The sequence below is a fragment of the Enterococcus sp. 3G6_DIV0642 genome (assembly GCF_002140635.1).
GTDB classification, from domain to species: domain Bacteria; phylum Bacillota; class Bacilli; order Lactobacillales; family Enterococcaceae; genus Enterococcus_D; species Enterococcus_D casseliflavus.
The window spans coordinates 2,882,588-2,909,187 of the sequence record NZ_NGLH01000001.1; the positions used below are offsets into that span (position 1 = coordinate 2,882,588).

Below are 26,600 nucleotides of genomic sequence, written 5' to 3' on the forward strand. Positions count from 1 at the left end.
TACCTGCTGGACCTATTTTAGTTCTGGCCAATATGGTTCGTTCGCCACAATCATTTCATCTAATATTTCTTTGGCGACTTTCGCACTTGGTACAGTTTTGTTCATAGTGAAGGATTGCCACAATTTTTGGTAAGACTCTTGTTCCCAAGCATCAACTGCCAATTTTTCAGATGCGATCTGCTGCTCCATCAATCCCTTTTGGAATGTTGGAATATCACCGATCGACAAGACTTCGTAGCCATCTTTTCCAACTAGACAAGGCAGTTCCACCATTGCATCATGGGCAAAGTTGGCAATTGCGCCGTTGTTTTCAACAATAAGAATCATGCGTTCTTTCGTATTAAAGGTTAGTGCGCAAGCAAGGTCTGTAATAAAGGACGCATGTTCGTTTGAGGCAAATGTTGTATCAACTGCTGTGTTGTTTGCAACGATTCGTCGGCATTCATCAAACACATACTTCTCTCGTCCGTCAATGATCTCATTGGCACGGGTATACTCTTTGTCCGCATGAGCCACCGTTTCATCAGCCATCAAATAATATTTCAGATAGGTATTCGATAAAAATTCTGGTTCAATTTCGTGCAGATCTTTAGCCGCCCACATCGTTTCCAACCAACTGCTTTCTTTATGCTGGCCTTTTTGTGTTTGTTCGGTGTAGCCGTACTTTTGAACATGCGCACTGATTTGAGGCATCAAGTCATTGCCGTCATGGTCTTTGATGCTGGTCCACCAGCCAAAATGATTCAAGCCAAAATAGCTCGTCTCAAATTCTTTCCGATCCTTCAACCCAATCACTCGCGCCATGATATCTTCCAAACAAACTGGCATATCACAAATATTGATGATTCTTGAATTTGGTCGGAATCTTCTGGTCGCTTCGGCAACGACTGCTGCTGGGTTGGAATAGTTCAAAAGCCAGGCATCTGGCGAGTATTTTTCCATGTAGTCGACTAGTTCTAAGATCGGTCCAATCGAGCGCAGGCCATAAGCTAAACCACCAGGTCCGCATGTCTCTTGTCCGACAACATTATGCCTGAAAGGAATTTTCTCATCTTGTTCCCGCATAGCATATTTGCCGACACGAAGCTGTGCCATTACGATATCGACATCCGTAAAAGCTTCCTTTGGATCGGTTGAATATTCGAACTGTACTTCTGGCGCTCGCTCAGCAATAATGATCGCACAAGCTTTTGCTACGGTTTCTTGTCGCTTTTCATCGTTGTCATAAAATTTGATTTTTCTAACTGGAAAGCGCTCTTGACTTTCTAATAACATCATAACTAGCGATGGTGTATAGGTACTTCCGCCACCTGCAATTAAAATTGAACTTTTTTTCTTACTCATGGTACTTGTTCCTCCTTGTGATTCTGTTTTATTCGGCCATTAGTTCTTCGAATGATTCTCTAACCGTTGGTACCGTTAATCCTACAATGATTTGAATGCCGCCATTTCCAGGGTTGACCAATCCTGAGGCACCTGCTTCTTGAAACTGCGTACTATCTGCAACTTTGTCGGCATCCTTAACAGTCAAACGCAGCCGTGTCGCACAATTCGTTACATCAATGACATTGTCTTTCCCACCTACCAAGTGCATATAGGCCTGTGCTTGCCGCACATGTTTTGGTAATTTTTCATCTTGCTTTTTGTTGTCATAATCTGCTTTTGTATACAACTGCATTGCTGCAGTATCATCCTCACGTCCAGGCGTTTTTAAGTTGAACTTCTTGATCATAAAGGAGAACACAAAATACCAGATAGCGGTAAAAATCAGCCCGATAATGATTTGGGTAATATAAGTTGAACTGTGAAATTTCCACAAGGGCAGCCAATTTAGACCTAACCAGTTGATCAATCCGCCGCCAAAGTCCCCGACAACCCCGAAAGCATAGGAGATTGTGGCGATCGAAGCATCCAGTAAAGCATGAACGAACCATAATGCTGGTGCAACAAACAAGAAAGTAAACTCGATTGGTTCAGTGATTCCGGTCAAAATAGCCGTCAATGCTGCCGGTGCAATCAATGCGATCACTTTTTTCTTTTTATCAGGCCGAGCCGCTTGGATCATCGCTAAACTCAGACCTGCCGTTCCAAAGACTTTCGACATTCCTGATAGTGAGAAACCGCCAAACGGATAGAGTTCTTTCAGCGAAAATGCAGTAGTTTGGAACTCGCCAATGTGGGAGGCCCAATAAACGGCCATTCCCCCTTCGACAACCGCACTGTCATAGGCGAACGGTGCATAAACAAAGTGATGCAAGCCTGTTGGAATCAGTATTTTTTGCAAGAACTGATAAATAAAGACACCGAAGTTTCCTGATTCAATGAAAAAGCCTTGCATGCTTCTCATTCCCTCTTGGATAACTGGCCAGACAAAACACATGAGTACTGCCAAAGGAACCATGGCAAAAAAGGAAATCATGGTTACAAAAACTGAGCCGCTGAAATTCGATAGCATTTCTGGCAATTCTTTTTCATAGAAGCGATTGTGGAGATAGACAACGATTCCCGAAATCAGCAAGCCGCCCATCATGCCGGTATCTAAGGTGATGATTCCTGCAATCGAGGTCAACCCAGAACCAGCAGTTGCCCCTTGAGCTAAATCTACCGCAAATGATTCTGGCCACAAAGTTAAAATTGCATTTACAAAATAATTAAAAGCGATATAAGTAACGAGTGCCTCCATCGTAGCGCGAGCGGCGTATTTTTTAGCTAGACTGATCGGCAGCCCTACTACAAATAAAAGCGGTAATTGGAAGAAGGGCGTCCAGCCTCCTGCTGCGATCACATTCCAAAATTTGAACCAGAGGGTATCTGGTGCTGCGATATCCCCCATAATCGTCTGATTCGAAAATAGCAGAGAAAAGCCGATAACGATCCCAAAAAAGGAAAACAGCATGACCGGTGCCAGCATCGCTCCGCCGAACCTTTGAATTTTTTTCATCATAGTTTTTCGTCCTTCACGTTTTTTAGTTAAGCGCTTTACTGATTCTCATTTTACTATTAAAATGATGCTATGAAACCCTTTTCCGTTGTTTAAAAGTTTCTCACATTTGAAAGGTTTTTTTCACATAAAATGTGAATTGTCACACAGAATCAATGGAGAGATAAAATGAGGAGATAGCCTATGCTGCAAGACCGTATCACTACCTACCAGTCAAGATTAACCGAGAATGACTTTTTGATCTGGTCCTACATCACCACTCACAAAAAGCACTGCTTGGCAATGTCCATCAATGATTTAGCCAAGGAGTGCATCGTTTCTAGGACGACGATTATGCGCTTTTGTCAAAAAATCGGCTTTGATGGCTTTTCAGAATTCAAATACCATTTAAAGAACGAGGTACAACAAGAAAATGCCCTACTCTCTGAGATTGAAGGCGAAATTCTAGACAATCATATTCAAACGATTGAAAATTTAAAAAAGAAAGATTTTACAGCATTGTGCAAGATGATGGCTCATGCCAAACGAATCTTTGTCTATGGTTCAGGGGACATTCAAAACCTTGTTTCCAATTATATGAAACTCTTATTTTTGCCTAATGGACTACTTGTCTACGATTTTGGTGCGATCTCAGTCAATGAACAATTTTATCGCATCATCGAGCCAGATGATTTAGTGATTTTGATTACTTTAAACGGTGAGTCACCCACCGTTGTCAAACTAGCAAAGCAACTGAAACAGCGCAATATCAACACGATCGGGATCACGAAGCTGAGAAACTCAACGGTTTCTAAACTCTGTTCTGAAACGATTTTCTTTTTAAATCCAGAGATCCAGTCAACCGAAAATGCGATCGCTCCCTTTCAAACGACCGCCACACTTTTCTTTGTGATCGAGTACTTATTGTTAAAATATGATGCTTGGCAAAAACAAGCCGCAAGCGTCTCAGAGCCATAAAAGTTCTCTTGGTTTTCCTTAATTCATTTAACTTACAGTATTTTGAAAGACGCTTGAATAAGCCATTTTCAGCCAATTTCTGCTAGGAAAAGCAGCCAATCTCTGGTAAGATAAATAAAAACGTAAAAGAGGACCAGTTATGGAATATTTAGCGATTTTACTTGTTTTCTTTCTATTGAATGTAGTGATACTTGTACTTGGATTGAAGAAGAAACGAATCATGCTGCTTTTTCTGTCACTCTCTGGTTTATTGTTGGTTTGCTTGATTGCCATTTCTTACGTTTTCTTCTATTCAAATACACTTTAAGTCGTCAAAAACACGGGAAGCTGGCTACGAACCTACCGAAACAAACGAGGCTGTTTTAGTCATTACACCCGACGTATAGGACACATTTGTTAAAATTAATTTGAGAAAAAAATGACTGTGACATAAGTCGCGAAAAAAGCGTAATGAATAACGGATATCCGTTCATTCATTACGCTTTTCTCTTGTTTTTTTTCATGATGAATAATTAAACGAGCTATACTCTCCACGTGTTTCACAGATATAGTAATAGTTGCGTTTCTTCTTATTATAAAGTTTCAACTTCTTCCCATTTTTACAACTCTTGCATTCTTCTAATTCAGTCAAGGTTTTATAATAAAATAACTCACTGATCATTTCTGGATAAAAATGCGCAAGCAGCTCAATCAGCTTTTTTCTGTCAACCAACAGTAGATTATCACCGGCTATTTCTAATGCTTGATCTGTAAAAAAATGTGTAGTGATGAAAAGCCCATTGGGAAACCCTTTGTCTGGAAAAATCCCTTTAAATGCGGCAACGAGTGGCTTACTGATCCGCTCCGTTGTCTTTTGCGGATTCCAAGCTTTACATTGGACCGCTATTGCCTTTTTATTATTAGAAAAAGCATACACATCAATACCACCATCTTTGTAACCATCGATGTTTTGGACGGTATATCCCATCTTTTGTAAAATACATTCAGCAATATAATTCAAATCCTCAGATTTACAGGTTTCTAATTGAGCCACAATCTTTTTCAATTTTTTCGGGTATGTACGTTCATTAAAGTTGCTTAGTTCTGGTAAATTAATAACTTCCTTCTTTTTCTTAAATGAAAACATGCCTCTTCCTTTCTTGATTGTTTTGGATGTGATTAGTTAAAGCTTAGCTAGTAAGTGGTCTTTGATTATGTAGAATAAAACTGGTTCTAAGAGAGGAAAAATCTACTTTTCTCAAAAAATCGTTTGAATCCGGTGAAATAAGTCAAAATAAGAAACTTATATAGGGATATTATTAATTTAATGATAATTTTATTTAAGCTAAAAGTCAATTGAAGCTTGAATATTCAATAACAATCGAAGGTTAAATCAAATCACTCTTGATCACTGCTTCATTTAAGAAAATTTTTAGATAGGATTCGTTATAGTGCTAATTTCCACATTCTTGTCTTACTGATCTATTGAGTCCTCTTACTTTACTTGTAACAGATTCTGAATGGTTTCTTTCGCTTTAGCAGTTGAGTGTCTATTACCTATAAAAATAAAAAAAGGTTTCCCTCGTAAAAGGGAAACCTCAGAAATGTTGCCGAAACAACATTTGCAGTTATTTGTCTTATTCTGCAGCGTTTGTGTCTTTGAGACCGTATTTCATATCTTTGAATTTACTAATAAGGTCTAGTATTTCTCAATTAGCTTAAATTCAGTTTTTTTAGTATTGTCATATACTCTATAATTTCTCTTGATTTCTTTTCGGGGTAGTCAAGGGGTAGTCAATCCGCCAGCATGAAACGAAACAACATACATAGTTTTCAAAGCCTGTGTTAGGCTTTTTTTACTTTAATAATTTTTTCTGTTCGCTTTACAAAACGAACGTTTGTTCGTATAATTCTTGCAAGGAGTGATTGATATGCAAATACCACTTGCGCACCAACGGACATATGCTTTTGAACGCTACTACTACGAATTTATCGGAAGAATGGGCCCAGCTCATCTATTATATGATCAATTCGTTAGGACCATGGATAATTTCGGAAAACCCTACTTTACCGTTCCCTCAAGCTACAGTGGTTATTCGGAAGAACTGGCTTTTGTATTTAAAAAAGACGGCGACAACTATCTATTTGATCACGTGAGGACCCAAGAAAAAATTCTCCGAAAGTACGATCCTGACATCAAGTACAAACCGGGCGGCAACTAATATGAATATTATTACTCAATATGAGCAAAGGTACGTATCTCTTTCTGAGTTTATAAATGATTTCCCTGACTCTATTTCTGAATCTCAGGAAGCTTTATACGGCACAAAATGTGTCGAGTTTTATGTCGCTGTCACTTTAGGCCAAACAAATTATCGCTATTATGTACAACGCTATGGAGGCGATTGTTATGAAATCGATGAAAGGTGTAGTTTCGAAGATACGTGTGTTGAAGATGAGCAAAACCCCTTTGGTGCGGTTCTCGCTTGATGGAGTTAACTGTTTAATTGCTGCGCATAGTTTGAACTTTTTGGCAGATGTAGATGAGGGAATGCAGATTGTCGTTGCTGGTGAGTATAATGATCGTAAGCAGTTTGTTGTGAAGAAGTATTCGGTGATTGGTAAGACGAAGATCATGATTGAATTTGAAAATATCAATGTTCGATAAGCGTTTTACTTTTCCTATTCAGCAAATTACTATATGATGATTATTATGATGACGGAACATAGTTCCACTTGCACGGCATATGAAAATATGCTGTGCTATTTTTTTGCAAAAAAATAACCACTCCCGGGGAGGAGTGGCACAATTAGATGAAAAAGTTTTTTTATAAGGTAATTTAATTATATTAACTATTTACAAATTGTTCAAACCTTCTGCTCAAAATAACCCACCCTCAAGGAGAGTGGGCCTGAAAAAAGATATAAAATGAAATAGCCCCGGTCAAGGCTATGATTCCATTCTACAAGAACATAGTTTTTATTTCAACAAAAAATCCACCCTATTCTGCCTAGAGTGGATTTAGCAAAGAAGTGTAAATGAAAAAATAAACTTTGTGGGTATGAAACTACGTTACACCTTTTATTAATTAAATTCAATAAATTTATGACGATTTTCTAATCAATAATATCTATTAAATAAAAATAATGATAAAATATAATAATCGAAGAGTATTGGCACACTTCCCCAAGCATTACCGCCAAATACTCTTCGTAAAGTATTGCACGCATCTACTAATTTATAGCATAAACTAAATTACTGCAAGTAAAATGAATAAGATCTATGTACAAGCCCGCAGAAGCGGGCTATTTATTTACCATGGTTTTCCTTTTGATTTAAGATTTTGCTTGATCTTCTTGGCTAATGCAGACGGATTCGTGATTTCCTTATCCTTAGTAGTACCTGCTTTGCTTTGCATACTTCCAATAGTCCCTGGCCCCATGTTTCTATCGACTGTAAGACACAGATCTTTTTGAATAGCTGCCACTAGATCACTACCACCAGTACCAAAGGTGATACCGATGATTCCTGCATTCCAAGAGCCTTTAATTTGACCAGAAATAATACCATCTACTGTTTTCAGGCTGTAGTATCTTTGCAGATATTTGTTTAGATCAGTATCCCACTTATCATTTACAGTGATATTGGCAAATGGATTGGTTGATGCTTGGCTGCTTGAAGATCCTTTTAACAACTCAGTGACTTTCGCTTGTACTGCATCATAGGAGTAACCGGCAGCCGCTAGTTTCTTCTTGCGGTCGTCACCATTCCCCCAAGCACCATTGATCACTTCTTTTGCGATTGTTTCGATCGTTTTTTGTCCTGCTGCGCCACCTGATGATGCGGAAGTGCCATAAGCCGGGCGAGCATACCCTCGAATATAACCCCATTCTACTGGCATCGTACGCCGTTTTACTTGGCGCCCGTAATTGCCTTCAATAGTGGTGATCACACCATTCGAAACAGATTCAACAAATCCAATATGATCCGCCCATCCATCGTTTGGCTGTGTCGCATCATCCCAGTTAAAGCAGACAATGTCTCCTGCTTTAGGTGTAATTCTTCCATCTTCAATCCAAATCCCTTTAGATTTAAAGATGTCAATATGGCGTTGTACCCCACACTCACGACCAATTAAATCAGTTGCGCCAGTTTTAATTCCGATAAAGCTGACAAACGTATCACACCAGTCATCGGTGTATTTCACTTGATAGCCGACTGGAAGCGGCTTTGTTGCATTGTACTTATCGACGATGTTTTTATGGGAAGTTGTTCCCATTACAGTACCGAGATATTTTCTTGCTTCGGTTAAAATCGTATTTGCTGATACAGTCATTCTCTATCATCCTTTCTATAAAAGAAAAGAGCAGCCGTTTTGGCTACTCCTTTTTTTGTGTGAATTCTTGACCATCGCCATAATCGGGTTTCTGATCATCTTGATATTGAGAACTTGCTATATTCAAGAACACACCGGCTAAAGTTGCAGCAGCTGTGATCGTCCCAACAATGATTTCTGTTGAAAATCCATATAAACCACCTAGAGTTACGATAAACGCCGTGATACCTGGCACCCCAACGGTTAAAACTTTTTTTGCTAGATCATACTGTTTGTTTGTTAATTTCATGATATTTCCTCCTAATGTTCATCAATTTCTTTTTGTTGCAGAATACCTTCATCACGTACATTTAAATTAGATACCTTGGCACGTAATGTGTCGCCAGTTCCATTTCCACCTAGATTCTTATAGGCTTCAAATAGATAATCAAAGTTGTTCAACTCACCAACAGTGATATATCCACGCTTAATGTACTCATCTGCCTTGTTCCAAATTTGATTGTGCAAAGAAGCTTTCTCAGCTTTAACGATTTTCTGACTTCTGGCTTCTGCCATCGCTTGATAATCTTCTACTTTTTGTAGACGTTTATCTTGGTCATTATTTGCCGTTTCTAAAGCTGTGATTGTCTGCTCCCTAAGTTCGTTCTCAGCCCTTTTAGCTTTAACTAGCTTAGTGACCCATGTACCTACTCGCCAAAGGGTAGCCAGTAAGCCACTGCCAAATACTGCTGCCCAAAAACTATTGATTTCCAAAAACTCTTTCATTCTGTTTTCCCCCAACTGAACATATGCCACCTGCTTTCCTAAAATAAAAAGCACACTCGATTGAGCGTGCTTAAACTACATTTCCATTTGTGTCTCTCCATGCAGATCCATCATACAGGAGTAACTTATTTAAACTAGTGTCATAGTATTGCAGACCAACCGCTAGATTCGTTTTTGGTCGCCACGTTGTAGCCCCTTTTTTCCCGTGATAGACCCTATAAGGAATAAAATCTCCAAATCTGAAATCAAAATTACCGATATCTGGTTTCAATGAGGACAGATTATATTGACTAGTAAGCCCGCAACCGCTCATAGATGATGTAGGTACGATAGGTTGACCTTCACCAGTCGCAAACGCTAGCAAATCTTGGAGAGCATAAGCGAACGGGTTTGCAACTACGGTCGTCGATGAACCGATAAAAACTTGATCAAAATAACAGTTCACGAAGTACCACCGATCAAATCGAGCTTTAAAAGCAACGCTCGTCTCTGCGGATACCCTAGGAGTTATTCGACAATTAACAAAGGATAGCCAGCTCCTGCTAGCCCTTTGATAAGCTAAACAGAAATAGATATCAGTATTGTATACATTTAGCTTTACGTATCTGCCTAAGGTTGATGCATGAAATCCGGTTGAATCTTTAACAGTTATCTGCCAAAAAGGTCGAGAAACTATCGATCCGTAATCATCGTCGCCATTTGTGCCGAGTGGATTAGATCCACCGTAGACGAAAAGATTTGAACGCCAATCAACACCAGAAAAATCATAAAAATCAATTCCATCTAGGACGACTTGGACATTCGCATCAAAATTACCAGAACCGTATAGTCTCGCATTCTTTTGCGCTCGCATGGCCCAACTGTTTATGTCGGCAAAGAAATAAAATCCATTCATTTCGGCGCTTTTCCGAATAATTTGGCACTTGTTAAAATGAATTAATTTTGGTAAACGGTATGCATACGCCACGGTGTCTGTAGTTATCATCCTTGCAACGATTTTTATCAAACCAACAAGCCCATTTGTGCTTGTCGTAGCGATATTATGGTCATCTACAGTATAATTTTCAACTGATAGATTGCCTCTAGCCAATCCTTTTACTCTCCCATCATCCCCATAATCGAAATCATACTTATAGTCTCCGAGAATAAAATTCATCTCTTCATCCTTTGTCCTATGATGAATGACATCTTTTACTAATATTTCACCATCCCAAAACGAACCGTAATCACTTCTTAGTTTGATAACATTAGGTGCATAAGTTTCAATATTTGATAAGGTCAATTTTCCGTAGCCAACAACCTGAATGCCGCCTCTTCCAATCTCGGAATCACGAATCGTCAGATTAGTAATACCCATATGCGCATCGAATCGAGAAATCTTAGAATTAGCAACGAGTACATTTTTTAAAAAATTCCCGCCCATGAACCCCCAAAGGTCGTCCGTATAATTTTGTGCAATTACGTTTTCAAGCGTTAGGTTTACTACTTTTTCAGGATTGAAATCGTAGGTGCCGTAATCAGCATATTTTAAAGGTTGCAGTTTTACGTTTCTCAAAATGATATTTGCACAATTTTGAACATTAATAAACCCAGAGCGTGGTCCCATAACTTTGTTTTGATCAACATCGTGGTAAATATTTTCAATGATTGTATTCGATCGTTGAATCTCAATCCCGTTTTTGAAATACCGATAAGCTTCACTCTCATCAATAATGCTCAAAAACTTCCCGCCTTTAATTACTGACCACTCTGAATTGATTGGAAATACTGTAACTTTGCTAAAATCATCAAAATCATAAGTGAGTTGGGAAGTCAGATAGCCATCGTTATCAACTGTGAATTGATCGAATTTTATTACGCCCTCTCCCGGATCATTTGCAACCCCTTCTCGCTTAAAGATCTTTTTGGAGGAGTCTTCCACTTGTACATAAGCATTGCCATAGCCAGCCAATTGGGAAATACGTTGTGTTCCCTTTGTGACAGGATACGTAAAAGAGTCAGGATCTATTTCAGTGGTTGGCTTATCATTGACCAATTTGACAATCGGTTTATTCACATTAACTCCATCATTTCTGATAAGTTCCGCATGACCAAAATCGATTGATCGACTAAACTCAACAGTATCTACTGGATTGTAAATATATTTTTTATTCTCAAAGAAAATATTTTGTTTGCTTGCTTTAGCATAGTTAAAAGCAGCTGTGATCGCCACTGTATCATCCGTTGTCCCATCGCCCTTAGCGCCAAACCAGTAGGGATTGACACCACGTGTTTCGAACTCATTTCGCATTTTTGTGATAATATCTTTGTCATCCGCTCGAAAAGACACCAAGGTTCCAAGTGCAGTTAGGATTTCACCACTAGGATCTATTGATTCGATAATATCTTTGTTTTGTTCGACAAAGTCTGCCCACTGGCTTTCCAAGTCACCCATATTTACTTCGCTGTTTTGTATGAACTCTTTGAATAGTCGCAGCAAGTCCTCAAATGTCCAAACGTAAGTCGATCCATCTTTGATTACTTCTTTGATACCATCGCTATAAATACTTTTCGTTACTTCGAACGTGAAATCTCTCGTGGAAAACTGCTGAATGTAGGTGTGATCGTTGACCATCTTTCTAAAACTAAAGTATCCATTTTGACGGCCTAATACTTGCCAGTCTTCTGGTCGGAATGTGTACTTAAATTTTCCGTTTCTAGGATCAGTCATTTCTTCTGCATTTAGTTTTTGTTCGATTATACCCAAACCATCAGTTTGACCAATACGCGAACAAAAGAAAACCTGCAAACCAAAATAGGATTTAGGCAACGCATCTTCTAGGATTTGAACATCAACCGTTTGTGTACCCTCATCTGATTGTCTAATTCGTAAAATACCGATATCGTTATTCGGTTCATAAACATTTAAAGTGATCGGAAAAACTACTCCCATAATTACTCCCCTCTTCCCAATATTTCCAGAATGATTGGCTCTATTTCATCTAAAAACATTGTACCTGAGATTTGTTTTGTTTCTAATAATTCACCTTCATCTGCTGTTTTAATAATTGTAACTACGCAATTCCCTTCCTGATCTACAAAAATATTTCGGATACTTTTCTTTCTAAATACAACATTTTTATTTGTAGTAACCTGTAAGATTCCTGGTTCATTTATTTCTTTTGGCAAGTTCATCACTCCTAAAAATCAATATAATCGCGCGGATTAAAAAAATGGTCATTTGAACTAGGATACATCTCATCGAAAAATTGGAAATGTAAATGTATTCCAGTGCTTGGACCTGTCGTTCCAATTACGCCGATTTGTTGCCCTTGTGTAACTGTACTTCCTTTAGAGACTTCTACGCTGCTAAGGTGAGCGTACCCAGTGTACATACCATCACTGTGCTTTATAACAACCCAATTTCCATACCAATCAAAGTAGTTCGCATCACCTGCAACAATTACTTCACCATCTGCAGATGCATAAATCGGTGCATTTAAATTGTTATTTACTAGATCAATTCCATTGTGGTAATTTGCTTCACCAGTGATTGGGTGTGTTCTCCAGCCAAATTCACTCGTTACAGTCACTGGCGCATCAATCGGAACAATATAGCCGCTAGATTGGGGAATATCTAAGTCTTTGAATTTTAGATACCATTCATTTGCCCACGTAATCCGTTCTGGATGATCGTTCAACGGGCGTTCGAAGTTTTCCTCAAACGCTCTTGTAGCAACAGCGATATCAGTCATATTCATGAACTGTGACCAAGTATATGGATAAGCACTGGTTGCAATCCATTGACCATTTGGCGCATGCCACATCAGTAATTTAAACTGTGTTGTGATTGTATCTGGATCACCAGAGATTCCAGCTCTAGTCATAAGGTTAATCATATAAACACGACCACTTGTTGCGCCTGTTCCATCCGTCCATTGCCATACACCATAACCGAAACCAGGAGCGCCATTTCCTTCATCTGCGGTTGGATTCGCATCTGATTCCCCTTGAGCGTTGCCTAGTAAAGCGGCTGCGGCTTGTTGTGTACCGCCAGCACCAATAAACATTGCCCAGATCTGCCAGTAACGTTTGTCGCGATCGCTTGTTACCTCTGGAGGATATTGGCCATTCCATCCGCCACCATTTCCTCCAGATCCACCGCCATTTTGATCAATTTTAACGCCATTTACATACAGTTCTTTGACATCTAAACGACCATCCATTGCGACTGCATCTTGGAACGTCACTTTCCCATTACGAAAAGTCCCTTCACCGCTAAGTCTATATAACGGTGCATCAGGTGTACTTTCTTTAGGAATTTGGAAGACCGCAACTGATTTCCCATCACCATCACCAGTATTAATTGAAAAGATGTAATTCGGCTCTTTCCAAATAGCAAAACCGTTGATATTTTTATCTGCTCCATAGGTAGATGTGATAGCTCCTAATGATTCTCCATGAACATCATCCAACCCTGTGGAAACAACTTTCTTTTCAAACGAAACCTTACCTCCTTCAACGACTACTTGGAATGATTTGTCATCCAATGTCTTCAAGGCTACCCCTTGAACGAGAATACCCGACAAAATTCCCGCAGTGATAAAGTCAGCCACTATCGCTCCATCTTGAGTCATTGCTAAACCGTAAGGACCGTTCACGCCGTTGTTAGAGTATCCTAGACCACCTAAATTCCATCGCCAAACTTTTTGAGCATCAGCGACAGAAGGTTTATCCATGATTAGGATTTCACTAGGCGCTTTTTCTGGCCGCATACGAACGTAGCCACCTTTTGTTCCAGTGATCCAACTAGAAGCATTTCGAACGGCTTCAACCATCAATTCAGTGCGACTTTCAACCTTTTGACGAAGCTTTGCTGTCTCAGTCGCCGTTGCATTGGTGTAGAACTCGATATCATTACCTAAAGTCACGCTTTTGTATTTGCCAAGCGTTGGGTACCAAGTGTACTCGATCATTCGTTCAGCTACTTCAATGCCTAATTTTGCAACTTTACAGTAGCAAGTATCACCGAAATGCAGCCTTGCAATATCATCGTATAGGTCTTCATATTCCATCGTGTTTTCAAGTTGGACCATAGAGACCGTATGAGTAATTGAAGGCTCATGTACTCGATCGACATCAAATTTTGTTTGGCCCCATTTTTTCAACTCTTCAACCGTGGTGAGTTCCGAATTTTCGTATTTGCCAATACGGCGGTTTTTATCGGTTACTCCTGCTAGTTGAAGATATTTGTACGTGATAGGCTCCTTGTCTTCATCGTAATCGCCTTCTGGGACTCCGCCGATTAAATACAAGCTATTGTAGTAGTTGCCGTCTATCTCTTCCTCAATCGATTCTAGGTTCACTCCTAAATCAACACGATAGCCATTGTCTTTTCCGATTCGAGACAGCAATCTAAAACGATAGTTGTCCATATCCAATTCGCCAGCTGTGATACTCGCTAGATTCTCATTACCATTGTTTGAACCAATCACAGCATCAACTGGATTAGTTTGTTTGACAGTGAATTGGTGGACTGTTTGAATATCTGACTCAAATGAAAAAGGCTGCTCAAATGCTAGGGCAGCCTTTAATCTACCCATGATAATTGATCCTGTACCATTTTGAGTGAAACTACTCTCAATGAAATTCCGACTCAACATGTAACCGATCGCTCGTCCAGTAACAGAGAAAGAATTGAGATTTTTCGTTACCTTTTTAATCTCAAAGTATTTCATCTTGCCGTCTTCATCCTCTGCACGAATGAAGTTATCTTCTTTGAGATATTCTACATTTTGACCATCTAATGAATAGTTGCCATAGAAAGTATAATCACCATTTAGAATCCGATTGATTTCAGGTAAATCAGCCCAATCAATCAAAGCGTGACCGTTCGTTTCTAAGTCCGCTGGCATTTCTTCATAAACATAAACTAAACTCACAAATACACGCTCCTTCTTAAAATTGTACCGCTAGAAATACCTGTGGTAGTCAGTCTGTTCTCTCCCGGACGAACCAACGGCCATTCACCTTTGCTGAAAAGTGTTTTGGAACCTTGAATAATTTTTCCGTGTTCACAATCGACTTTGATTATTTCGGTACTACTGTTTGTGATCGTCAACGAAGTACTGTTGATTGTAAGTTTGACGTTGCCGCCTGTTGGTTTCAATTCAAGGGAAGGTTTTGCTATTTCATCGCCCGGATCGTGAAAGACCAGCGAAGTAGCGAATGGCAATGACTGCTCATTCACTTTCCGCTTAAAAGGTTGGCATCTAAATGTTAAATCGAAGGTATAGAAAAAACCCCACTCGTTTTCAAACTCAGTAGGAGAATCCATCATGCAAATAACGTCTCGATAGGTATTGCAATCATTATGGGTAATTAATTGTCCGCGACCTCGCAACCATTGCTTTACTTCACGTAACCGATCATAAGGCACTGTGACTGATTCGACTCCTAAATCGTAAGGTTCATAATCATCAAATGTTTCGTGCAGCGATCCGCTTCGTCCTAGCACAGTGATTTCTTCGTAGCGTTTGTTTGGAGAGATCTCAGGAAGTTCAGTTTCGATAATACAATCCATATCCATAACTGCGTTGATTCCTTTGAATATAAAATTCGGTGTATCAGCATCCATGAACATTCCTACTAACCTCCCACACCGGCAAGTGCTTGTTTGCTTGCACGGTAAAATTTACGGTTCATTTTATTTAATTCGCTTGGGTTATTCGCATCGACATTCCCAATATGGATATGTTGTTCCACTTTAGAAGGCTGTACTTTACCGCCAATGCCTTTGCGTTTTTCTTCGTCTGATAACGGAGTAACAGTTGTCTTACCGTTTTTGTTCGTAAGCAATTCTGGTCCAGCTTCACCAACGATTGCTTGGCCGTTCAGTACATGCCCGCCTTTTGCCAGATAGGGTAATTCTCCAATGCTGAAGCTTTTACCACCAACACCAGGTACCCATTTAGGAACCTTGATATTATTCAGACCTCGAATAAATCCGTTGATAAGTCCGATCATGTTGTTTAGTGGCATTTTCGCAATCGCAACAATTCCGTCGAAGATACCACCAAAAATGTTTACAATACCATTCCAAGCTCGTTCCCAATCCCCTGTGAAAACTCCAGTGATAAAATCAATAAAACCAGTGAATATGCGTTTCCCAGCTTCGAATACGTTGGAAATATTTGTCCAAAGACCTTCGAATACTCCACTAATGTATCCCCCGATAAAGTTGAATACCTCAACGGCGACATCCGATACACCTTGAAAGAATGCATTCACACCGTTCCTAAACCATTCCACCTTATTATAGGCGAGAATTAATCCTGCAATAAGCAAGGCAATACCTGCAATAATTAGAACAAAAGGATTACCAGCTAATAATGCAAACAACTTTCCAAAAACGCCAATTACAGAACTTCCGACTGTCACTATTCTTTGAATGTTTGTAAATAGAGTACCAAACATCACCAATAAAGGACCGACAACCGTAGCTATCCCCGCAATGGTCATAATAGTTTTTTGAGTGTCTTCATCCAAGCCTCTAAACCACTGAGCAGCATTTTTCACTGCTTCAGCAACACTATTGATCGTAGGTGCTAACTCCTCGCCAACTTCAGCTGCTGCCAACATCATATTGTTCATAGCACTTTGGTAAGTGACTGTTTCTTTAACTTTATTAGTTAAGTTGTCACTTGATCCCGCTGCATCATCATATGCTTGTTTGTTTTTTTCGATTGCATCAGTTGCACCTGACATAGCTTCAATTACCTGAATACCCGCATCTTCACCTTGTGTACCAAAAATCGCAGAAATAGCAGCCGCTTTGTCTTGCTCAGAACTCATTTTAGATATTTCAGTCGAAAGTAATTGGAAAGCATCCTTAGAGGAAAGATTACCATCTTCAATTTGTTTATATAGATTAGAAAAATCGCCACCTAAGTCGCCAACAGCATCTTTTACAGTTCCATCACTCATACGAATACCAAACTCTTTGACTAAGTCATTCACCTTATCAAGGTTATACGCACCGCCGTCCAAACCAGCTTCTAAAATAGAGAACATTTCTTCAGCAGAGTATCCACTTTGGTGGAAAAGCGTTGCGTACTCTGCTAAGTTATCGCCTAACTCATGCGTTTTGTCTAATCCGTTTTGTGTGGCAGTCGTAATCAAATCCATTGCTTCGCTTCCGTCATAACCATAAGCAGTCATGAGCGCATTTGCACCACGCAAGGTTTCATCCATATCTGCATCAAAAAGTTTTTCCAGCGTTAAAGCCTTCTCAGTCATTGCCTGAATAGCATCAGAACCTTGGTTTTTCAATTCAGGAAACTGATTGATCATTTTTATGACAGCTTCTTTTGCTTCATCTATATTTTCAACTAATCCATCTGCGAAAATATTCTCCATTGCAGTGGTTGAACTTTTTGCTTCTTTTTCAGTAAGTCCGAAAGATGCTTGTAGTTCTGTTTGGGCAGTAGAAAGATCATTGTATGCTTTAGCACCTGCAGTAGCCATTGCCACCACTGGTGCCGTTACACCAACCGAGAGCTTTTCGCCAGCTAATTTCACTTTTTCGGCTGCTTTTTCGATCTTTTCCAATTTTTCAGCAGTAGTTAATGCTTTATTCCCTTGCGCATCTAGCGCATCATTTGTAGATTGTAATGCTTTTCGAAGATTATTTTCGCTAGTTTCAGACTTTAATAGCATCTCGTAAAGCTTTCGTGTTTTTTCGGAGTTCTCTCCGGTTTCTTTAGCTGATTTAGCATACTCTTCACGCAAAGCTTCAGTTTTGGCGGCCGCTATATCTAATTGCTTTTCAAGCTTTTGTTTAGCAGCTGCTAGCTTTTCCGTCGCACTCGCATTTTTGTCCATGCCGGATATCTGATTTTTGTATTCAAGAGTCGCCAATTTCATGTCATTATTGATCTCTTTGATCGTTTTAGAATAAGCGACTTCACCATTCATCCTAAAATTGAGGACTACATAAAGATAGAAATCCCAAGGCGTGCCTATCGGTTCTTGTTGCGATTTCGCTTTTGATTTTTTCTTTTTTGGGTTTTTGAGACTTGATAATCTTGTGGCTTTTTGGATTTTTTTAAGTCTACCTCTTGGAATTGTTTTGGTGCGTAGATCCTCATACAAACTGAGTAGACTTGCAGCACTTCCTCGCCCATTCCTAAGAAACGTTCGATCGTCTTAGGATCTTCTTCGAGTCCACCAGTCCGCAACATGCCGTAGATCAATGCTCGCATAATTTTAAAATCAGACGGCGTGACGGATCTTAAATCCATTCGGCCATCTGCTCGTTTTAACATGTCATTCATATCTGCTTCAAAAACAGAATAATCTTGATCATAGATTTCAGCGATAAATTCCCACGTTTCCATGGTGGCGTCTACCGGAAATTTATGACCTTGAATAGTGACTGTTTCTAATTCGCCTAATGTAATGCCATAATCGGATAGTTTTGCCATTAGTCGCCACCACCCGATGGTGCTGCAGATAAGGTTGCCCATTGTTCTTCACTATATACCGGCTGCGCAATGAACTGATCCAAAGTGATTCCTTCTGCGCTCTCGCGATAGGAATCAAATGTTGAGTACATGACATTATTGAAATTCAACCCATAAGCATTTAGATTCGCTGTTACATCATTGATTTCAATTTCTGCCTCTGCTGTAACATATGTTTCATCAATAACATTTGATAATTGTACTTTAGGGTACCAAACAGCTTTCTTGCCCCCACCTTCAATATTTCCGATAAATCCAAAAGCAAAGTATGGTAATTCAACGGCATTGGTTTTATTGAAAGTAACCCCTTTTTGAGCAACCAAACCTTTAATCCTATCCATCAAAGAAACAGGAATACCAACATGCGTTAAGCCAATTTCGTGTTTGGTTTCTCGCCCGATTGAGCGGAAAAGCTTGCTAGAAGCGTATTTCTCTAATGTAGATCCGTTACCACTAATAGCCAACTCTGTGGCAATTGGTAAACGTACGATCTCGTCATAAGTTGGTGCAGTATTCGGTGACTCAGGTGTTAACATCATTGTGATCAATACATCATCTAATCCTTCAAAAAACTTAATTTCTTTTGCATCCAAAGAAATCATCCTTTCCATTGGTTCATAATTTTTCTTGTCATAATTTCAGCGATTTTATCGCTATGTTTTTTGTAAGTCTTGCTTGCGAAGCGTTGCGCTTTTTGATCAACAGTGCCGTTTTCCGGGAACCGCCAATAATAAGCTGTATTCTCAAATGCAACTTGCACATTCTTCTTTCCTATTTCAACTTTTACATGATCTTTCGCATGTTCTTTGTCAAATAAAGATTCTGGAATGTTTGGCATAAGCATTTGCAAGTAGTACTCAGCAGCTTCTTCTAGAGACTTCATCGTAATCTTCGTTGGGTCTTGTTTCATCAAATTGCCAAAGAAGTCAGCTTGTGCTTCAAATCCGTTTTTTCTAGCCATCGACAATCACCTGTATTTCTGTATAGAAATTAGTGATCGTGTCATCATTTTCGGAACCAGCAGTTGAATAGAAATCGCCATATTGAATCTTGTTCTTTGCAAACAAGTCTTCAATCGGCAATAGATCATCTTCGGTACCGTCAGTAAACAGTGACAATTGATAGGTTCGTTTTCGACGATAGACATTGCTGCTGGCATGAACATTTTCAGTGCTATCGTAGGTGTAAACCATATAAGGATAAGCTGTGTTTTTTGGCGCCATATTCCGATATAGTTTGTAGGGAAGTGTTTTGAGTAACAGTCTCAATTCATTTAAGCTAATCGACATAAGCCAAACTCAACTCCATTTCACGATCATCAACATTCGTATAAATACGAGTAATGTTATAAGCCACAGAATCAATTCTTACGGCACTTAGCTTTTCGGTGATAGATTTATCCAATCTAATCTTAATCCGTCTGACAACGTCAGTTTTAGCTTGTTGCGAAAGATATTTTTCTTGTGCAGTCACGCCGATATCCTGATACCAAAGATCACGATTTTCTTGGTATTCAGTGACCGGTCGATCACGATCGTCAACTGTTTCGACGATATCCAATAATTTAGCCTTCCACCTAAGTTTGTTGGTCTGTCGCTTCGGCATTTTGGATCACCCCTTGTACAATAAATGGCGTAATGGCATTCAAAGCTGCTTCTAATTCACCTTCAGCAACCCGATACTCATAACCAATACCAGCCACCAATAAAATCAAATATTCTTTTTGACCACCAGTAGCGGTCATCACGTAGTCCTTGGCCATCTCCAAATAGAAAGAGAGCATGGAATCATCCATACCCTCTTCAAAATGAATATGCGCCTTGAACTTTTCTTCCAAAGATAGCTCTTTAGATTCATCGGTCATGATTATTCACCGCCGCCGGCAGCTGCCCCGATTTCATAGCGATAAACTGCTGGTTCAAATGGCGAGTAGATCAGTTGCCCATCTAACAAGTTATAGATTTGGAAACCAATTTGGTTTTTACCAGAGAATTTTTCAACCAGTTTTTGAATTTCCAATGCCCCAATAACTTCTTGAATTTTAAATGCAGAGAAGTCCCCGAAGTAAATTACCGGTGTATCAACTTCGCCTTTCTTATCTGCAGCATCAGTCCAATCAACAGGGTATCCAACCAAAGTATGCCCGATTCCGCCTTCAGCTTGAGTGAATGGCCGTAACAATGGGAAACCGTCAGTTGTTTTCATTTTTTCAACTGCAGTCAATGCAGCCCGGTTGATAATGAAACGCCCTTTTTTCATTACTTCAGACACAGGAGTGTTTTTCATTTCGATCAAAGCGTCATAGAGTTTTTGACCAGCATCTTCAGCAGTCAAGTCCACAGCTACTTCAGGTGTAAATGCCACAGCTTTTTTAGCTAATGCGCCAGGGTTTTCATTTCCTGTGTCATCACCATTGAACATGTAGTTGATTTCTTTTCGTACATAGGCTTTCTTCAATTCTTCGACCACGATATCTTCAACTGGAACACCAGACATTTTCAACAACTTCTTAGTTACAGTTGCCAATGCATCGAATTCAGCTGGATCCAATGTGATCTCATCAAATTCGATATCCGTTTCAGGAACATCTGTAGTACGCTCTTTCTTGCTGACGTTTGCCATTGCTTTTTTGACAAGGAACGGATATTTAACGTCTCCTGCCGTACGTTTTACTACCCCATATTTACGTAACAAGTTTTCTTCTTGTGCGTACGTAATAACTTCCGAAGCAATTACTTCTGGAACTGTGACAGATCCATTACCAGTAACGATACCTAATGCGCGTGCTTCATATTCAGAGATATTCCCGACAATGAAATCAGCAAATGCTTTGCGCTGTTGCCGCTCTCGTTGTTTTTTGTTCAAAGCGTTACGTCCTTCCATTCCTTTTTTAATGTTGCCCAACAAGCCATCGCGTTGTTCCTGAGTGATCATCCCATCACGATTTTCTTTCGTGCCTGCTTCCGGCTCATCCGCTGGTGGATCTACTGGATCTGTATCATCCCCATCATCAGCTGAACGACCTTCACCGTCTTCGGGATCCGTCGCTGGTTCATCTGTGCCTTCATCCAATTCTGTCTTGATATCTTTTAGTTCATCAATCAAAGTGTCAATTTCATTTTGTACGGATTCAAGATCAGCTTCACGTACTTCACCAGATTCGATTCGTCCGCGTAATTCAGTCAAGCGTTGCTCATGACGAGCTTGTAATTTTTTCAATAGTTTTTTGTTTTTCATGGTGTATCCTCCTATGCGTTAAGCGCCCCGTTAATTTTTTGAATCATTTTTTTGCGTGTTGCAATGTCTTGCTGGACTTCCTGTTTGCTTCTAGCAAGCGCTGCTTCTGTATCCTGATAAGCAGGTAAAGAAACAATTGATACTTCGAATAAATCAACTTCATTGACCGTACGAAGCACTGGGTCAGTGTTGTAATCCCATGTTTCTTCTGTTGGAATAAAACCAAAACTGCATTGGTTGATATCGCCGCGTTGCATAGACTCGATCAGATCATTTGCGACCGTGGTATTTGGCAATTCAACTTCGAATTTCAAACCACGTTCATCTTCTTCTAATCGAAGTGTGCCGCTTTTTGTACGACCCAAAACTTTGGACCAATCATGATCAAACAAACATCGAACGTCTGAACCAGACAATGCTCTTGAAAAAGCACCGGGAGAAATCACTTCTTCAAGTCCTTCCCATAAAAGCGTGCGGCTATTAAAAACTGCTGCATAACCAGTAACGATTCGACTATTGTTTTCGGTATCATCCCTCGTACTCAAGTTGGTGATATCAAATGTCCGAATTTCCTTCTTTTTCATTTCCATCACCTCCCTTCAGATCATCACCAGTAGGCAACGAATCATCTGTTGCATTCTTTTGGCCGATCCTCGATAAATCATTAGAAATATAAATTGCTTGTGTTTCTGGCGTGTTTTGTTTAGGGAAACCAAGCATATCTGCCACATTATCTGGGCTTGTAATACCAGTACGAACAATGTTGTAACCAATATTTGTTTTGGTTGAATAAGGAACAAAGTCCAAAATATTGATTTTCCATTCCACTCGATAGCCAGAATTAGGCATAAAAAAAAGAGCGGTGTAATGTTCGCCCTTGTTCTTCAATATTGGTTTGATTGCTTTGTTATGCAAGTACATCATTGCTTTTTCAATATCTGACTTCATCAATGCTTGATAAGTATCGACATTGATCCCCAAAAATTTCCCCAAATCTTTCTTGTAAACACCCAAGTAATTCAAAATTGCTGCATCATCAACTGGACTTTTTAAAGTCTCAATTGAATATCCTTTCCCCAAAGGAATCATCTTGACTGTGTGGTTGTTGTCGTCTTGGGTTCCTTCTAACTGATCAAGAATCTTTGCAACGATTTGAGTTTGTGCGCTGTTATTCGGATTAATGTGCGCGTCCAGTTTGAGCATGAACGCAAGTAATCCACCTTTTGAGTATTTATCTGTCAATACCTTTTCGGCGCTTAGAACGCCTTCTAGCGTGTTTCTGGCTAGGTCAATAATTCCGGCGCCTTTTAATGAATCAGTACCAATGTTTTTAATATGTCTGATCATTTGACTAGGTATATCTTGGCCATTCATACTAAACTCTTCTTGCAGCCGTTCATTGATTTTGGTAGTAACGCCATACGCCAAATGGAGTTGATCACGATCTGTCAAAGGAAATGTTTCTCCATTGATCAAAAGTGTATTTGTTTCCAATTTTGAAAACTCGAACCCAGTTAGATAATCATTTGGATTATTTAGGATATTCAACAAGAAATGATCCTTCACTTCTTGGCCATTTGGTCCAATTACCACTGGAGTGGCCAAAGCGACTTGATTAGAAATATCTTGAACTAATTCGTATACATCAGACGATTCCATGATTGAATTGTCAGTAACATACCTTTGACCATAACGTGTGTTTTTACCGAAAATATCTTCAAGATACCCTCGTTTCTCCATGAATGAAAATACTGCATTTGAAATTCTATCTCTTAATCTCAATAAGTCTCACCGCCTTTCAAATAATTTATCTGTAAATACTTCCCAAATAATCTGCCAACTGCCCATCATCAAAATCTGTCATTTGATTCATCGTTTCTTTGTGGGCACATAAAAACGCCACGAAACCATCAATCTTCTTTTTTGACTGACGTTTACTTGGCGCTTTTTGTCCACTCATATTGGTTACTGCTACGACATTTAATGTACAGTACAGCATAAGTGGATTATCGAATAATATTCTTTGTTCATAGAAAAGTCGCTCGACATCATCGAATGGACCGTTCAAGTATTTGGGATACTGTGGCACCTCGATACATTCTAGTCCTAAATTCTCCAACTTCTCGATAAGCTTAGCACTCATCGCTGGATCATAATTGACCTGCTGGATATCGTATAGTTCCATACAATCTTCAATGAACTGAAGTATTTGCTCCTGATCAATCATCTTTCCATCACAAAATTCAACAAACCCTTGTTCTTCTAGCTCTCGATAAGGTACGTTGTCTTCTTTTTCTCGGAAATCTAAATCTTCACTCGGAATAAAATAGAGCTGTTTAACTTTTAAAATTGATTTTCCATTTTCATCCCATGTTGGGAAATTGAGAGAAACACAAGTTAAATCTCGTGTTTTCGATAGATCCAAACCTATGTAGCAAGGTTCATTTTGAAGATCCCCTAATTCTTTACTAGATACTAAGCAAGGTTCTACTTGATCCTGTTCAAAGAAATTATCAGCACCATTGACGAACACATTCAAATGCTTGGTCAAAAATTCTGCTTTTGAATGGGCAGAACGTTGAGCCGTTTTAAAAGCTGATTCCAAAGCTGACAAGTCAACAGATATTCCCCAGTTAGGATTGCACATTTCCCAAACTTTACGATCAGTCCAATCATAGTTTTTGTTTGGTTCGTAAATCAAAACAAAGTTCGAATCGTTATCGTCCTTTTTCAACACTTCTTTAGCTTCACGGTAGACACGCATGCCGACCGAAGACGATCCTTTACCAGCGGTTGAAATGTTAAACATCAAAGGTTGCGGCAAAGAGATTTGAGCAGATTTGAAGTTGTCGTATTGCTCCATTTTTTCTTGCTTATGCAATTCATCGTTAACAATGAAATAGGGATTTGATCCCTCAATGTTTTCGATATTTTTGGTTTGAACGATAAATTTATTTGTATAAGCCATATTATTGACAATATATCGATAAGTGACGCTTGCTACGGTTCCTTTGGGGCCTTTAAAAATTTTCGTTCCATCAAGCAGCACTTCGTTATTCAAAATCGTATCAGCGAACGGCTGTGCGGCGTATTGCGCTTGAGCATAATCGGAAGCACATGCATAGCAATTGACGGATAAGGCTCCTTCACCATACATCGCATATCCTAAAGAACCCACACCAATTAACGTTTTACCATTCTTTTTGGGAATCTGTACATAAGCTTCACGAGTAACTCGAACCGTTTGGCCCTTTTCGTTTTTCTTCACCCAACCGTAAATCCATGAGTAAATGAATTTTTCCCAAGGTTCTAAAAGAAACGGTTTGCCAACCATATCACCCTTGGTATGCACAATAAACGATTCAACCCAATCCATCATTTCATTCGCACGATCAACATCAAACCAAATATCTTTACGTTTTTTCCACCGGTACCAGCGATCAATTGCTAATCTAACTGTCTTTGGATATTTGTGCGGATGTTTCCTTACACCTTTAGCAAATAAGTCAGCGTAATTTACACCGGGTTCAATCATGAATTACCACCTGCTTTTACTCGCCATTTATTCCGATGTTCGGCTAATTCATCCATTAGCTTTTCTTCTGGACGTGTGATTTCTTCGTTTTGCCTTGCAGTAGATCCACCAGTAACCTTTTTACCAATTGCGGCTTTGTTAGTTAGACCTAAATAGTCCAAGGCTTTCATTTTTTTGTCAGACCAAAATTCAACTTGTTGGGCCAATGGATGTTTTGTTGGGTTAGTCGCTCCCGATTTATTGGTGTATTTTTGCGTTTCTGGAAACCCCTTTTCTTTCCATGCCAAGAACTTATATTGGTAAATTTCAAAAATATCCAAATAGGATTCAATCAAGGGGTCTAAAGTAATCATATAAATATCAGACTCCCGCATAATCAATAAAATTCTTGCTTTTTCCGCACTTACTTTTTCATCAACAATCGCTTTACGTTGCGCCTTCGTCGTCATTTTTATACGTACCCCCCTTTTATTTTTTGAAATTTTTAAAAAAACGATGCGCGTAACTCCCTCTGACCTATCTCCCGGCGAACAAAATTTTTCGAAAAGGATAGGGGGGGTTAATTAAAAATAAGACGGGAAAACTTTTTTCTCGTCTGTTTCATTTTCTTCAATTACGTGACAACTTGGACACAATAATCGGATGTTGTTTGGATCAAGCTTGAGCATGTCGTTCTTCTTGATCGGTACTACATGGTGTCGATGTGCTCGCCTTCCGAATACAAAGCGACCACATCTTTGACAACAACCACCTTCTCTTTCATAAACAAAATCAGAAACATCACGCCATGCTTGTGTCCGATAGAATGATTTGTTCTCATGGTGGTATGCACTCTTCTTAGCTTTGGTCTTTCGCCTTGGTGCATGTTCCTTACAATAGGTGCCACGATCTATCTTGACCTGACATCCGTCAAATCCACAGTACTTCATTTCTCTGCTTCTTCAATCGTTCGTAAGATATCTCCTTTAGATCGGATAGCAGCTGGAATTGTAATACCGTTCTTTTTCGCATATGCACGTAGATCCTTAGCAGTCATACCTTCCAGTTCCGATGGTTCTTCATCTTGAACAGTATCCTCAACAACCGTAATATCTTGTACTCCAACTGTTCCATCTTTATGCTGGATTATTTCGGAAACAACAGTTTTATCCTTTCCGTCTGATTCGTCATAAGCAACAATCATCTTGTCTCCTTCAGGTGTGATCATCGACTTAGGATTTTCAGTCACTTCAAAATCCGGTTCACTACCTTTAGGTACAAACAACGATTGTTTCTTTTCTGTATCCCAATACTCTGTTCCAGCAATTGTTTTTCTGATAGGTACTATCATTTGTGATTCCTCCTTA

General features: G+C 39.4%; 28 protein-coding genes. 3 read left to right on the top strand and 25 right to left on the bottom strand.

Annotation, left to right across the window (positions count from 1 at the left end):
- Positions 1 to 12 precede the first annotated feature (12 nt).
- Positions 13 to 1,344, bottom strand: coding sequence for a 6-phospho-alpha-glucosidase (locus A5878_RS13885; RefSeq protein WP_010749959.1), 1,332 nt, complete (start codon positions 1,342 to 1,344; stop codon positions 13 to 15).
- Positions 1,345 to 1,372: 28 nt separating this feature from the next.
- The gene (locus A5878_RS13890; protein ID WP_016612789.1) at positions 1,373 to 2,944 is read right to left on the bottom strand and encodes an alpha-glucoside-specific PTS transporter subunit IIBC; all 1,572 of its coding nucleotides are present in this window, start codon (positions 2,942 to 2,944) and stop codon (positions 1,373 to 1,375) included.
- A gap of 180 nt (positions 2,945 to 3,124) precedes the next feature.
- Between A5878_RS13890 and A5878_RS13895 the strand changes: the two genes are divergently transcribed.
- Positions 3,125 to 3,898, top strand: a complete 774-nt coding sequence (locus A5878_RS13895; protein WP_060791463.1) for a MurR/RpiR family transcriptional regulator — start codon at positions 3,125 to 3,127, stop codon at positions 3,896 to 3,898.
- A gap of 27 nt (positions 3,899 to 3,925) precedes the next feature.
- On the opposite strand, the gene A5878_RS17550 is transcribed toward A5878_RS13895, so the two are convergent.
- Positions 3,926 to 4,171 (bottom strand): hypothetical protein, encoded by a 246-nt coding sequence (locus tag A5878_RS17550; protein WP_016608418.1) that lies wholly within the window; start codon positions 4,169 to 4,171, stop codon positions 3,926 to 3,928.
- A gap of 226 nt (positions 4,172 to 4,397) precedes the next feature.
- On the bottom strand, positions 4,398 to 5,024 hold the full coding sequence (locus A5878_RS13900) for a restriction endonuclease (protein WP_086295693.1): 627 nt from the start codon (positions 5,022 to 5,024) through the stop codon (positions 4,398 to 4,400).
- A gap of 784 nt (positions 5,025 to 5,808) precedes the next feature.
- Between A5878_RS13900 and A5878_RS13910 the strand changes: the two genes are divergently transcribed.
- Positions 5,809 to 6,099: a DUF5960 family protein gene (locus A5878_RS13910; protein WP_086295695.1), complete on the top strand. Its 291-nt coding sequence runs from the start codon at positions 5,809 to 5,811 to the stop codon at positions 6,097 to 6,099.
- Between the two features lie 188 nt (positions 6,100 to 6,287).
- Positions 6,288 to 6,545 carry a hypothetical protein gene (locus A5878_RS13920; RefSeq protein WP_086295697.1) on the top strand — a complete coding sequence of 86 codons (258 nt, stop codon included), beginning with the start codon at positions 6,288 to 6,290 and terminating at the stop codon, positions 6,543 to 6,545.
- 646 nt (positions 6,546 to 7,191) lie between these two features.
- On the opposite strand, the gene A5878_RS17800 is transcribed toward A5878_RS13920, so the two are convergent.
- The 21 genes from A5878_RS17800 to A5878_RS14025 form a co-directional block, all read right to left on the bottom strand.
- Complete coding sequence (locus A5878_RS17800) at positions 7,192 to 8,214, bottom strand: CHAP domain-containing protein (protein WP_086295698.1); 1,023 nt, start codon at positions 8,212 to 8,214, stop codon at positions 7,192 to 7,194.
- Positions 8,215 to 8,257: 43 nt separating this feature from the next.
- Positions 8,258 to 8,503 (bottom strand): phage holin, encoded by a 246-nt coding sequence (locus tag A5878_RS13930; protein WP_086295699.1) that lies wholly within the window; start codon positions 8,501 to 8,503, stop codon positions 8,258 to 8,260.
- Between the two features lie 11 nt (positions 8,504 to 8,514).
- Positions 8,515 to 8,979: a hypothetical protein gene (locus A5878_RS13935; protein WP_086295700.1), complete on the bottom strand. Its 465-nt coding sequence runs from the start codon at positions 8,977 to 8,979 to the stop codon at positions 8,515 to 8,517.
- Positions 8,980 to 9,049: 70 nt separating this feature from the next.
- Positions 9,050 to 11,911 carry a phage baseplate upper protein gene (locus A5878_RS13940; RefSeq protein ID WP_086295701.1) on the bottom strand — a complete coding sequence of 954 codons (2,862 nt, stop codon included), beginning with the start codon at positions 11,909 to 11,911 and terminating at the stop codon, positions 9,050 to 9,052.
- A gap of 2 nt (positions 11,912 to 11,913) precedes the next feature.
- Positions 11,914 to 12,147 (bottom strand): hypothetical protein, encoded by a 234-nt coding sequence (locus A5878_RS13945; protein ID WP_086295702.1) that lies wholly within the window; start codon positions 12,145 to 12,147, stop codon positions 11,914 to 11,916.
- Between the two features lie 11 nt (positions 12,148 to 12,158).
- Positions 12,159 to 14,900 (bottom strand): phage tail tip lysozyme, encoded by a 2,742-nt coding sequence (locus A5878_RS13950; protein WP_086295703.1) that lies wholly within the window; start codon positions 14,898 to 14,900, stop codon positions 12,159 to 12,161.
- Positions 14,897 to 15,595 carry a phage tail protein gene (locus tag A5878_RS13955; RefSeq protein ID WP_179190649.1) on the bottom strand — a complete coding sequence of 233 codons (699 nt, stop codon included), beginning with the start codon at positions 15,593 to 15,595 and terminating at the stop codon, positions 14,897 to 14,899. Before A5878_RS13955 ends, A5878_RS13950 begins: the two co-directional genes overlap by 4 nt.
- A gap of 11 nt (positions 15,596 to 15,606) precedes the next feature.
- Positions 15,607 to 17,934 (bottom strand): phage tail tape measure protein, encoded by a 2,328-nt coding sequence (locus A5878_RS13960; RefSeq protein WP_086295705.1) that lies wholly within the window; start codon positions 17,932 to 17,934, stop codon positions 15,607 to 15,609.
- Positions 17,935 to 17,978: 44 nt separating this feature from the next.
- Positions 17,979 to 18,443 (bottom strand): hypothetical protein, encoded by a 465-nt coding sequence (locus A5878_RS13965; RefSeq protein ID WP_086295706.1) that lies wholly within the window; start codon positions 18,441 to 18,443, stop codon positions 17,979 to 17,981.
- A complete protein-coding gene (locus A5878_RS13970; RefSeq protein WP_086295821.1) occupies positions 18,443 to 19,084 on the bottom strand; it encodes a major tail protein in 642 nt (213 codons plus the stop codon). Before A5878_RS13970 ends, A5878_RS13965 begins: the two co-directional genes overlap by 1 nt.
- Positions 19,081 to 19,443, bottom strand: a complete 363-nt coding sequence (locus A5878_RS13975; protein ID WP_086295707.1) for an HK97-gp10 family putative phage morphogenesis protein — start codon at positions 19,441 to 19,443, stop codon at positions 19,081 to 19,083. Before A5878_RS13975 ends, A5878_RS13970 begins: the two co-directional genes overlap by 4 nt.
- On the bottom strand, positions 19,436 to 19,771 hold the full coding sequence (locus A5878_RS13980; RefSeq protein ID WP_086295708.1) for a hypothetical protein: 336 nt from the start codon (positions 19,769 to 19,771) through the stop codon (positions 19,436 to 19,438). Before A5878_RS13980 ends, A5878_RS13975 begins: the two co-directional genes overlap by 8 nt.
- A complete protein-coding gene (locus tag A5878_RS13985; protein ID WP_086295709.1) occupies positions 19,761 to 20,087 on the bottom strand; it encodes a phage head closure protein in 327 nt (108 codons plus the stop codon). Before A5878_RS13985 ends, A5878_RS13980 begins: the two co-directional genes overlap by 11 nt.
- Positions 20,059 to 20,346 carry a head-tail connector protein gene (locus A5878_RS13990; protein ID WP_086295710.1) on the bottom strand — a complete coding sequence of 96 codons (288 nt, stop codon included), beginning with the start codon at positions 20,344 to 20,346 and terminating at the stop codon, positions 20,059 to 20,061. The genes A5878_RS13985 and A5878_RS13990 overlap by 29 nt, the downstream gene beginning before the upstream one ends.
- A gap of 2 nt (positions 20,347 to 20,348) precedes the next feature.
- Positions 20,349 to 21,719: a phage major capsid protein gene (locus A5878_RS13995; RefSeq protein WP_086295711.1), complete on the bottom strand. Its 1,371-nt coding sequence runs from the start codon at positions 21,717 to 21,719 to the stop codon at positions 20,349 to 20,351.
- Positions 21,720 to 21,730: 11 nt separating this feature from the next.
- Positions 21,731 to 22,303, bottom strand: coding sequence for an HK97 family phage prohead protease (locus A5878_RS14000; RefSeq protein ID WP_086295712.1), 573 nt, complete (start codon positions 22,301 to 22,303; stop codon positions 21,731 to 21,733).
- Positions 22,275 to 23,459, bottom strand: coding sequence for a phage portal protein (locus A5878_RS14005; protein ID WP_179190663.1), 1,185 nt, complete (start codon positions 23,457 to 23,459; stop codon positions 22,275 to 22,277). Before A5878_RS14005 ends, A5878_RS14000 begins: the two co-directional genes overlap by 29 nt.
- 67 nt (positions 23,460 to 23,526) lie before the next feature.
- On the bottom strand, positions 23,527 to 25,254 hold the full coding sequence (locus A5878_RS14010; protein WP_086295714.1) for a terminase large subunit: 1,728 nt from the start codon (positions 25,252 to 25,254) through the stop codon (positions 23,527 to 23,529).
- The gene (locus A5878_RS14015; protein WP_086295715.1) at positions 25,251 to 25,703 is read right to left on the bottom strand and encodes a P27 family phage terminase small subunit; all 453 of its coding nucleotides are present in this window, start codon (positions 25,701 to 25,703) and stop codon (positions 25,251 to 25,253) included. Before A5878_RS14015 ends, A5878_RS14010 begins: the two co-directional genes overlap by 4 nt.
- 114 nt (positions 25,704 to 25,817) lie before the next feature.
- Positions 25,818 to 26,183 carry an HNH endonuclease gene (locus tag A5878_RS14020; protein ID WP_086295716.1) on the bottom strand — a complete coding sequence of 122 codons (366 nt, stop codon included), beginning with the start codon at positions 26,181 to 26,183 and terminating at the stop codon, positions 25,818 to 25,820.
- Positions 26,180 to 26,584, bottom strand: a complete 405-nt coding sequence (locus A5878_RS14025; RefSeq protein WP_086295717.1) for a hypothetical protein — start codon at positions 26,582 to 26,584, stop codon at positions 26,180 to 26,182. The genes A5878_RS14020 and A5878_RS14025 overlap by 4 nt, the downstream gene beginning before the upstream one ends.
- Between the last annotated feature and the right edge of the window lie 16 nt (positions 26,585 to 26,600).

Bases quoted from the DNA above. Each gene is read 5' to 3' on its own strand.
- A5878_RS13885 (WP_010749959.1), bottom strand. From the start codon at position 1,344: ATGAGTAAGAAAAAAAGTTCAATTTTAATTGCAGGTGGCGGAAGTACC.
- A5878_RS13890 (WP_016612789.1), bottom strand. From the start codon at position 2,944: ATGATGAAAAAAATTCAAAGGTTCGGCGGAGCGATGCTGGCACCGGTC.
- A5878_RS13895 (WP_060791463.1), top strand. From the start codon at position 3,125: ATGCTGCAAGACCGTATCACTACCTACCAGTCAAGATTAACCGAGAAT.
- A5878_RS17550 (WP_016608418.1), bottom strand. From the start codon at position 4,171: ATGGCAATCAAGCAAACCAACAATAAACCAGAGAGTGACAGAAAAAGC.
- A5878_RS13900 (WP_086295693.1), bottom strand. From the start codon at position 5,024: ATGTTTTCATTTAAGAAAAAGAAGGAAGTTATTAATTTACCAGAACTA.
- A5878_RS13910 (WP_086295695.1), top strand. From the start codon at position 5,809: ATGCAAATACCACTTGCGCACCAACGGACATATGCTTTTGAACGCTAC.
- A5878_RS13920 (WP_086295697.1), top strand. From the start codon at position 6,288: ATGAAATCGATGAAAGGTGTAGTTTCGAAGATACGTGTGTTGAAGATG.
- A5878_RS17800 (WP_086295698.1), bottom strand. From the start codon at position 8,214: ATGACTGTATCAGCAAATACGATTTTAACCGAAGCAAGAAAATATCTC.
- A5878_RS13930 (WP_086295699.1), bottom strand. From the start codon at position 8,503: ATGAAATTAACAAACAAACAGTATGATCTAGCAAAAAAAGTTTTAACC.
- A5878_RS13935 (WP_086295700.1), bottom strand. From the start codon at position 8,979: ATGAAAGAGTTTTTGGAAATCAATAGTTTTTGGGCAGCAGTATTTGGC.
- A5878_RS13940 (WP_086295701.1), bottom strand. From the start codon at position 11,911: ATGGGAGTAGTTTTTCCGATCACTTTAAATGTTTATGAACCGAATAAC.
- A5878_RS13955 (WP_179190649.1), bottom strand. From the start codon at position 15,595: ATGGATGCTGATACACCGAATTTTATATTCAAAGGAATCAACGCAGTT.
- A5878_RS13960 (WP_086295705.1), bottom strand. From the start codon at position 17,934: ATGAATGGTGAAGTCGCTTATTCTAAAACGATCAAAGAGATCAATAAT.
- A5878_RS13965 (WP_086295706.1), bottom strand. From the start codon at position 18,443: ATGGCAAAACTATCCGATTATGGCATTACATTAGGCGAATTAGAAACA.
- A5878_RS13970 (WP_086295821.1), bottom strand. From the start codon at position 19,084: ATGATTTCTTTGGATGCAAAAGAAATTAAGTTTTTTGAAGGATTAGAT.
- A5878_RS13975 (WP_086295707.1), bottom strand. From the start codon at position 19,443: ATGGCTAGAAAAAACGGATTTGAAGCACAAGCTGACTTCTTTGGCAAT.
- A5878_RS13980 (WP_086295708.1), bottom strand. From the start codon at position 19,771: ATGTCGATTAGCTTAAATGAATTGAGACTGTTACTCAAAACACTTCCC.
- A5878_RS13985 (WP_086295709.1), bottom strand. From the start codon at position 20,087: ATGCCGAAGCGACAGACCAACAAACTTAGGTGGAAGGCTAAATTATTG.
- A5878_RS13990 (WP_086295710.1), bottom strand. From the start codon at position 20,346: ATGACCGATGAATCTAAAGAGCTATCTTTGGAAGAAAAGTTCAAGGCG.
- A5878_RS13995 (WP_086295711.1), bottom strand. From the start codon at position 21,719: ATGAAAAACAAAAAACTATTGAAAAAATTACAAGCTCGTCATGAGCAA.
- A5878_RS14000 (WP_086295712.1), bottom strand. From the start codon at position 22,303: ATGAAAAAGAAGGAAATTCGGACATTTGATATCACCAACTTGAGTACG.
- A5878_RS14005 (WP_179190663.1), bottom strand. From the start codon at position 23,459: ATGGAGAAACGAGGGTATCTTGAAGATATTTTCGGTAAAAACACACGT.
- A5878_RS14010 (WP_086295714.1), bottom strand. From the start codon at position 25,254: ATGATTGAACCCGGTGTAAATTACGCTGACTTATTTGCTAAAGGTGTA.
- A5878_RS14015 (WP_086295715.1), bottom strand. From the start codon at position 25,703: ATGACGACGAAGGCGCAACGTAAAGCGATTGTTGATGAAAAAGTAAGT.
- A5878_RS14020 (WP_086295716.1), bottom strand. From the start codon at position 26,183: ATGAAGTACTGTGGATTTGACGGATGTCAGGTCAAGATAGATCGTGGC.
- A5878_RS14025 (WP_086295717.1), bottom strand. From the start codon at position 26,584: ATGATAGTACCTATCAGAAAAACAATTGCTGGAACAGAGTATTGGGAT.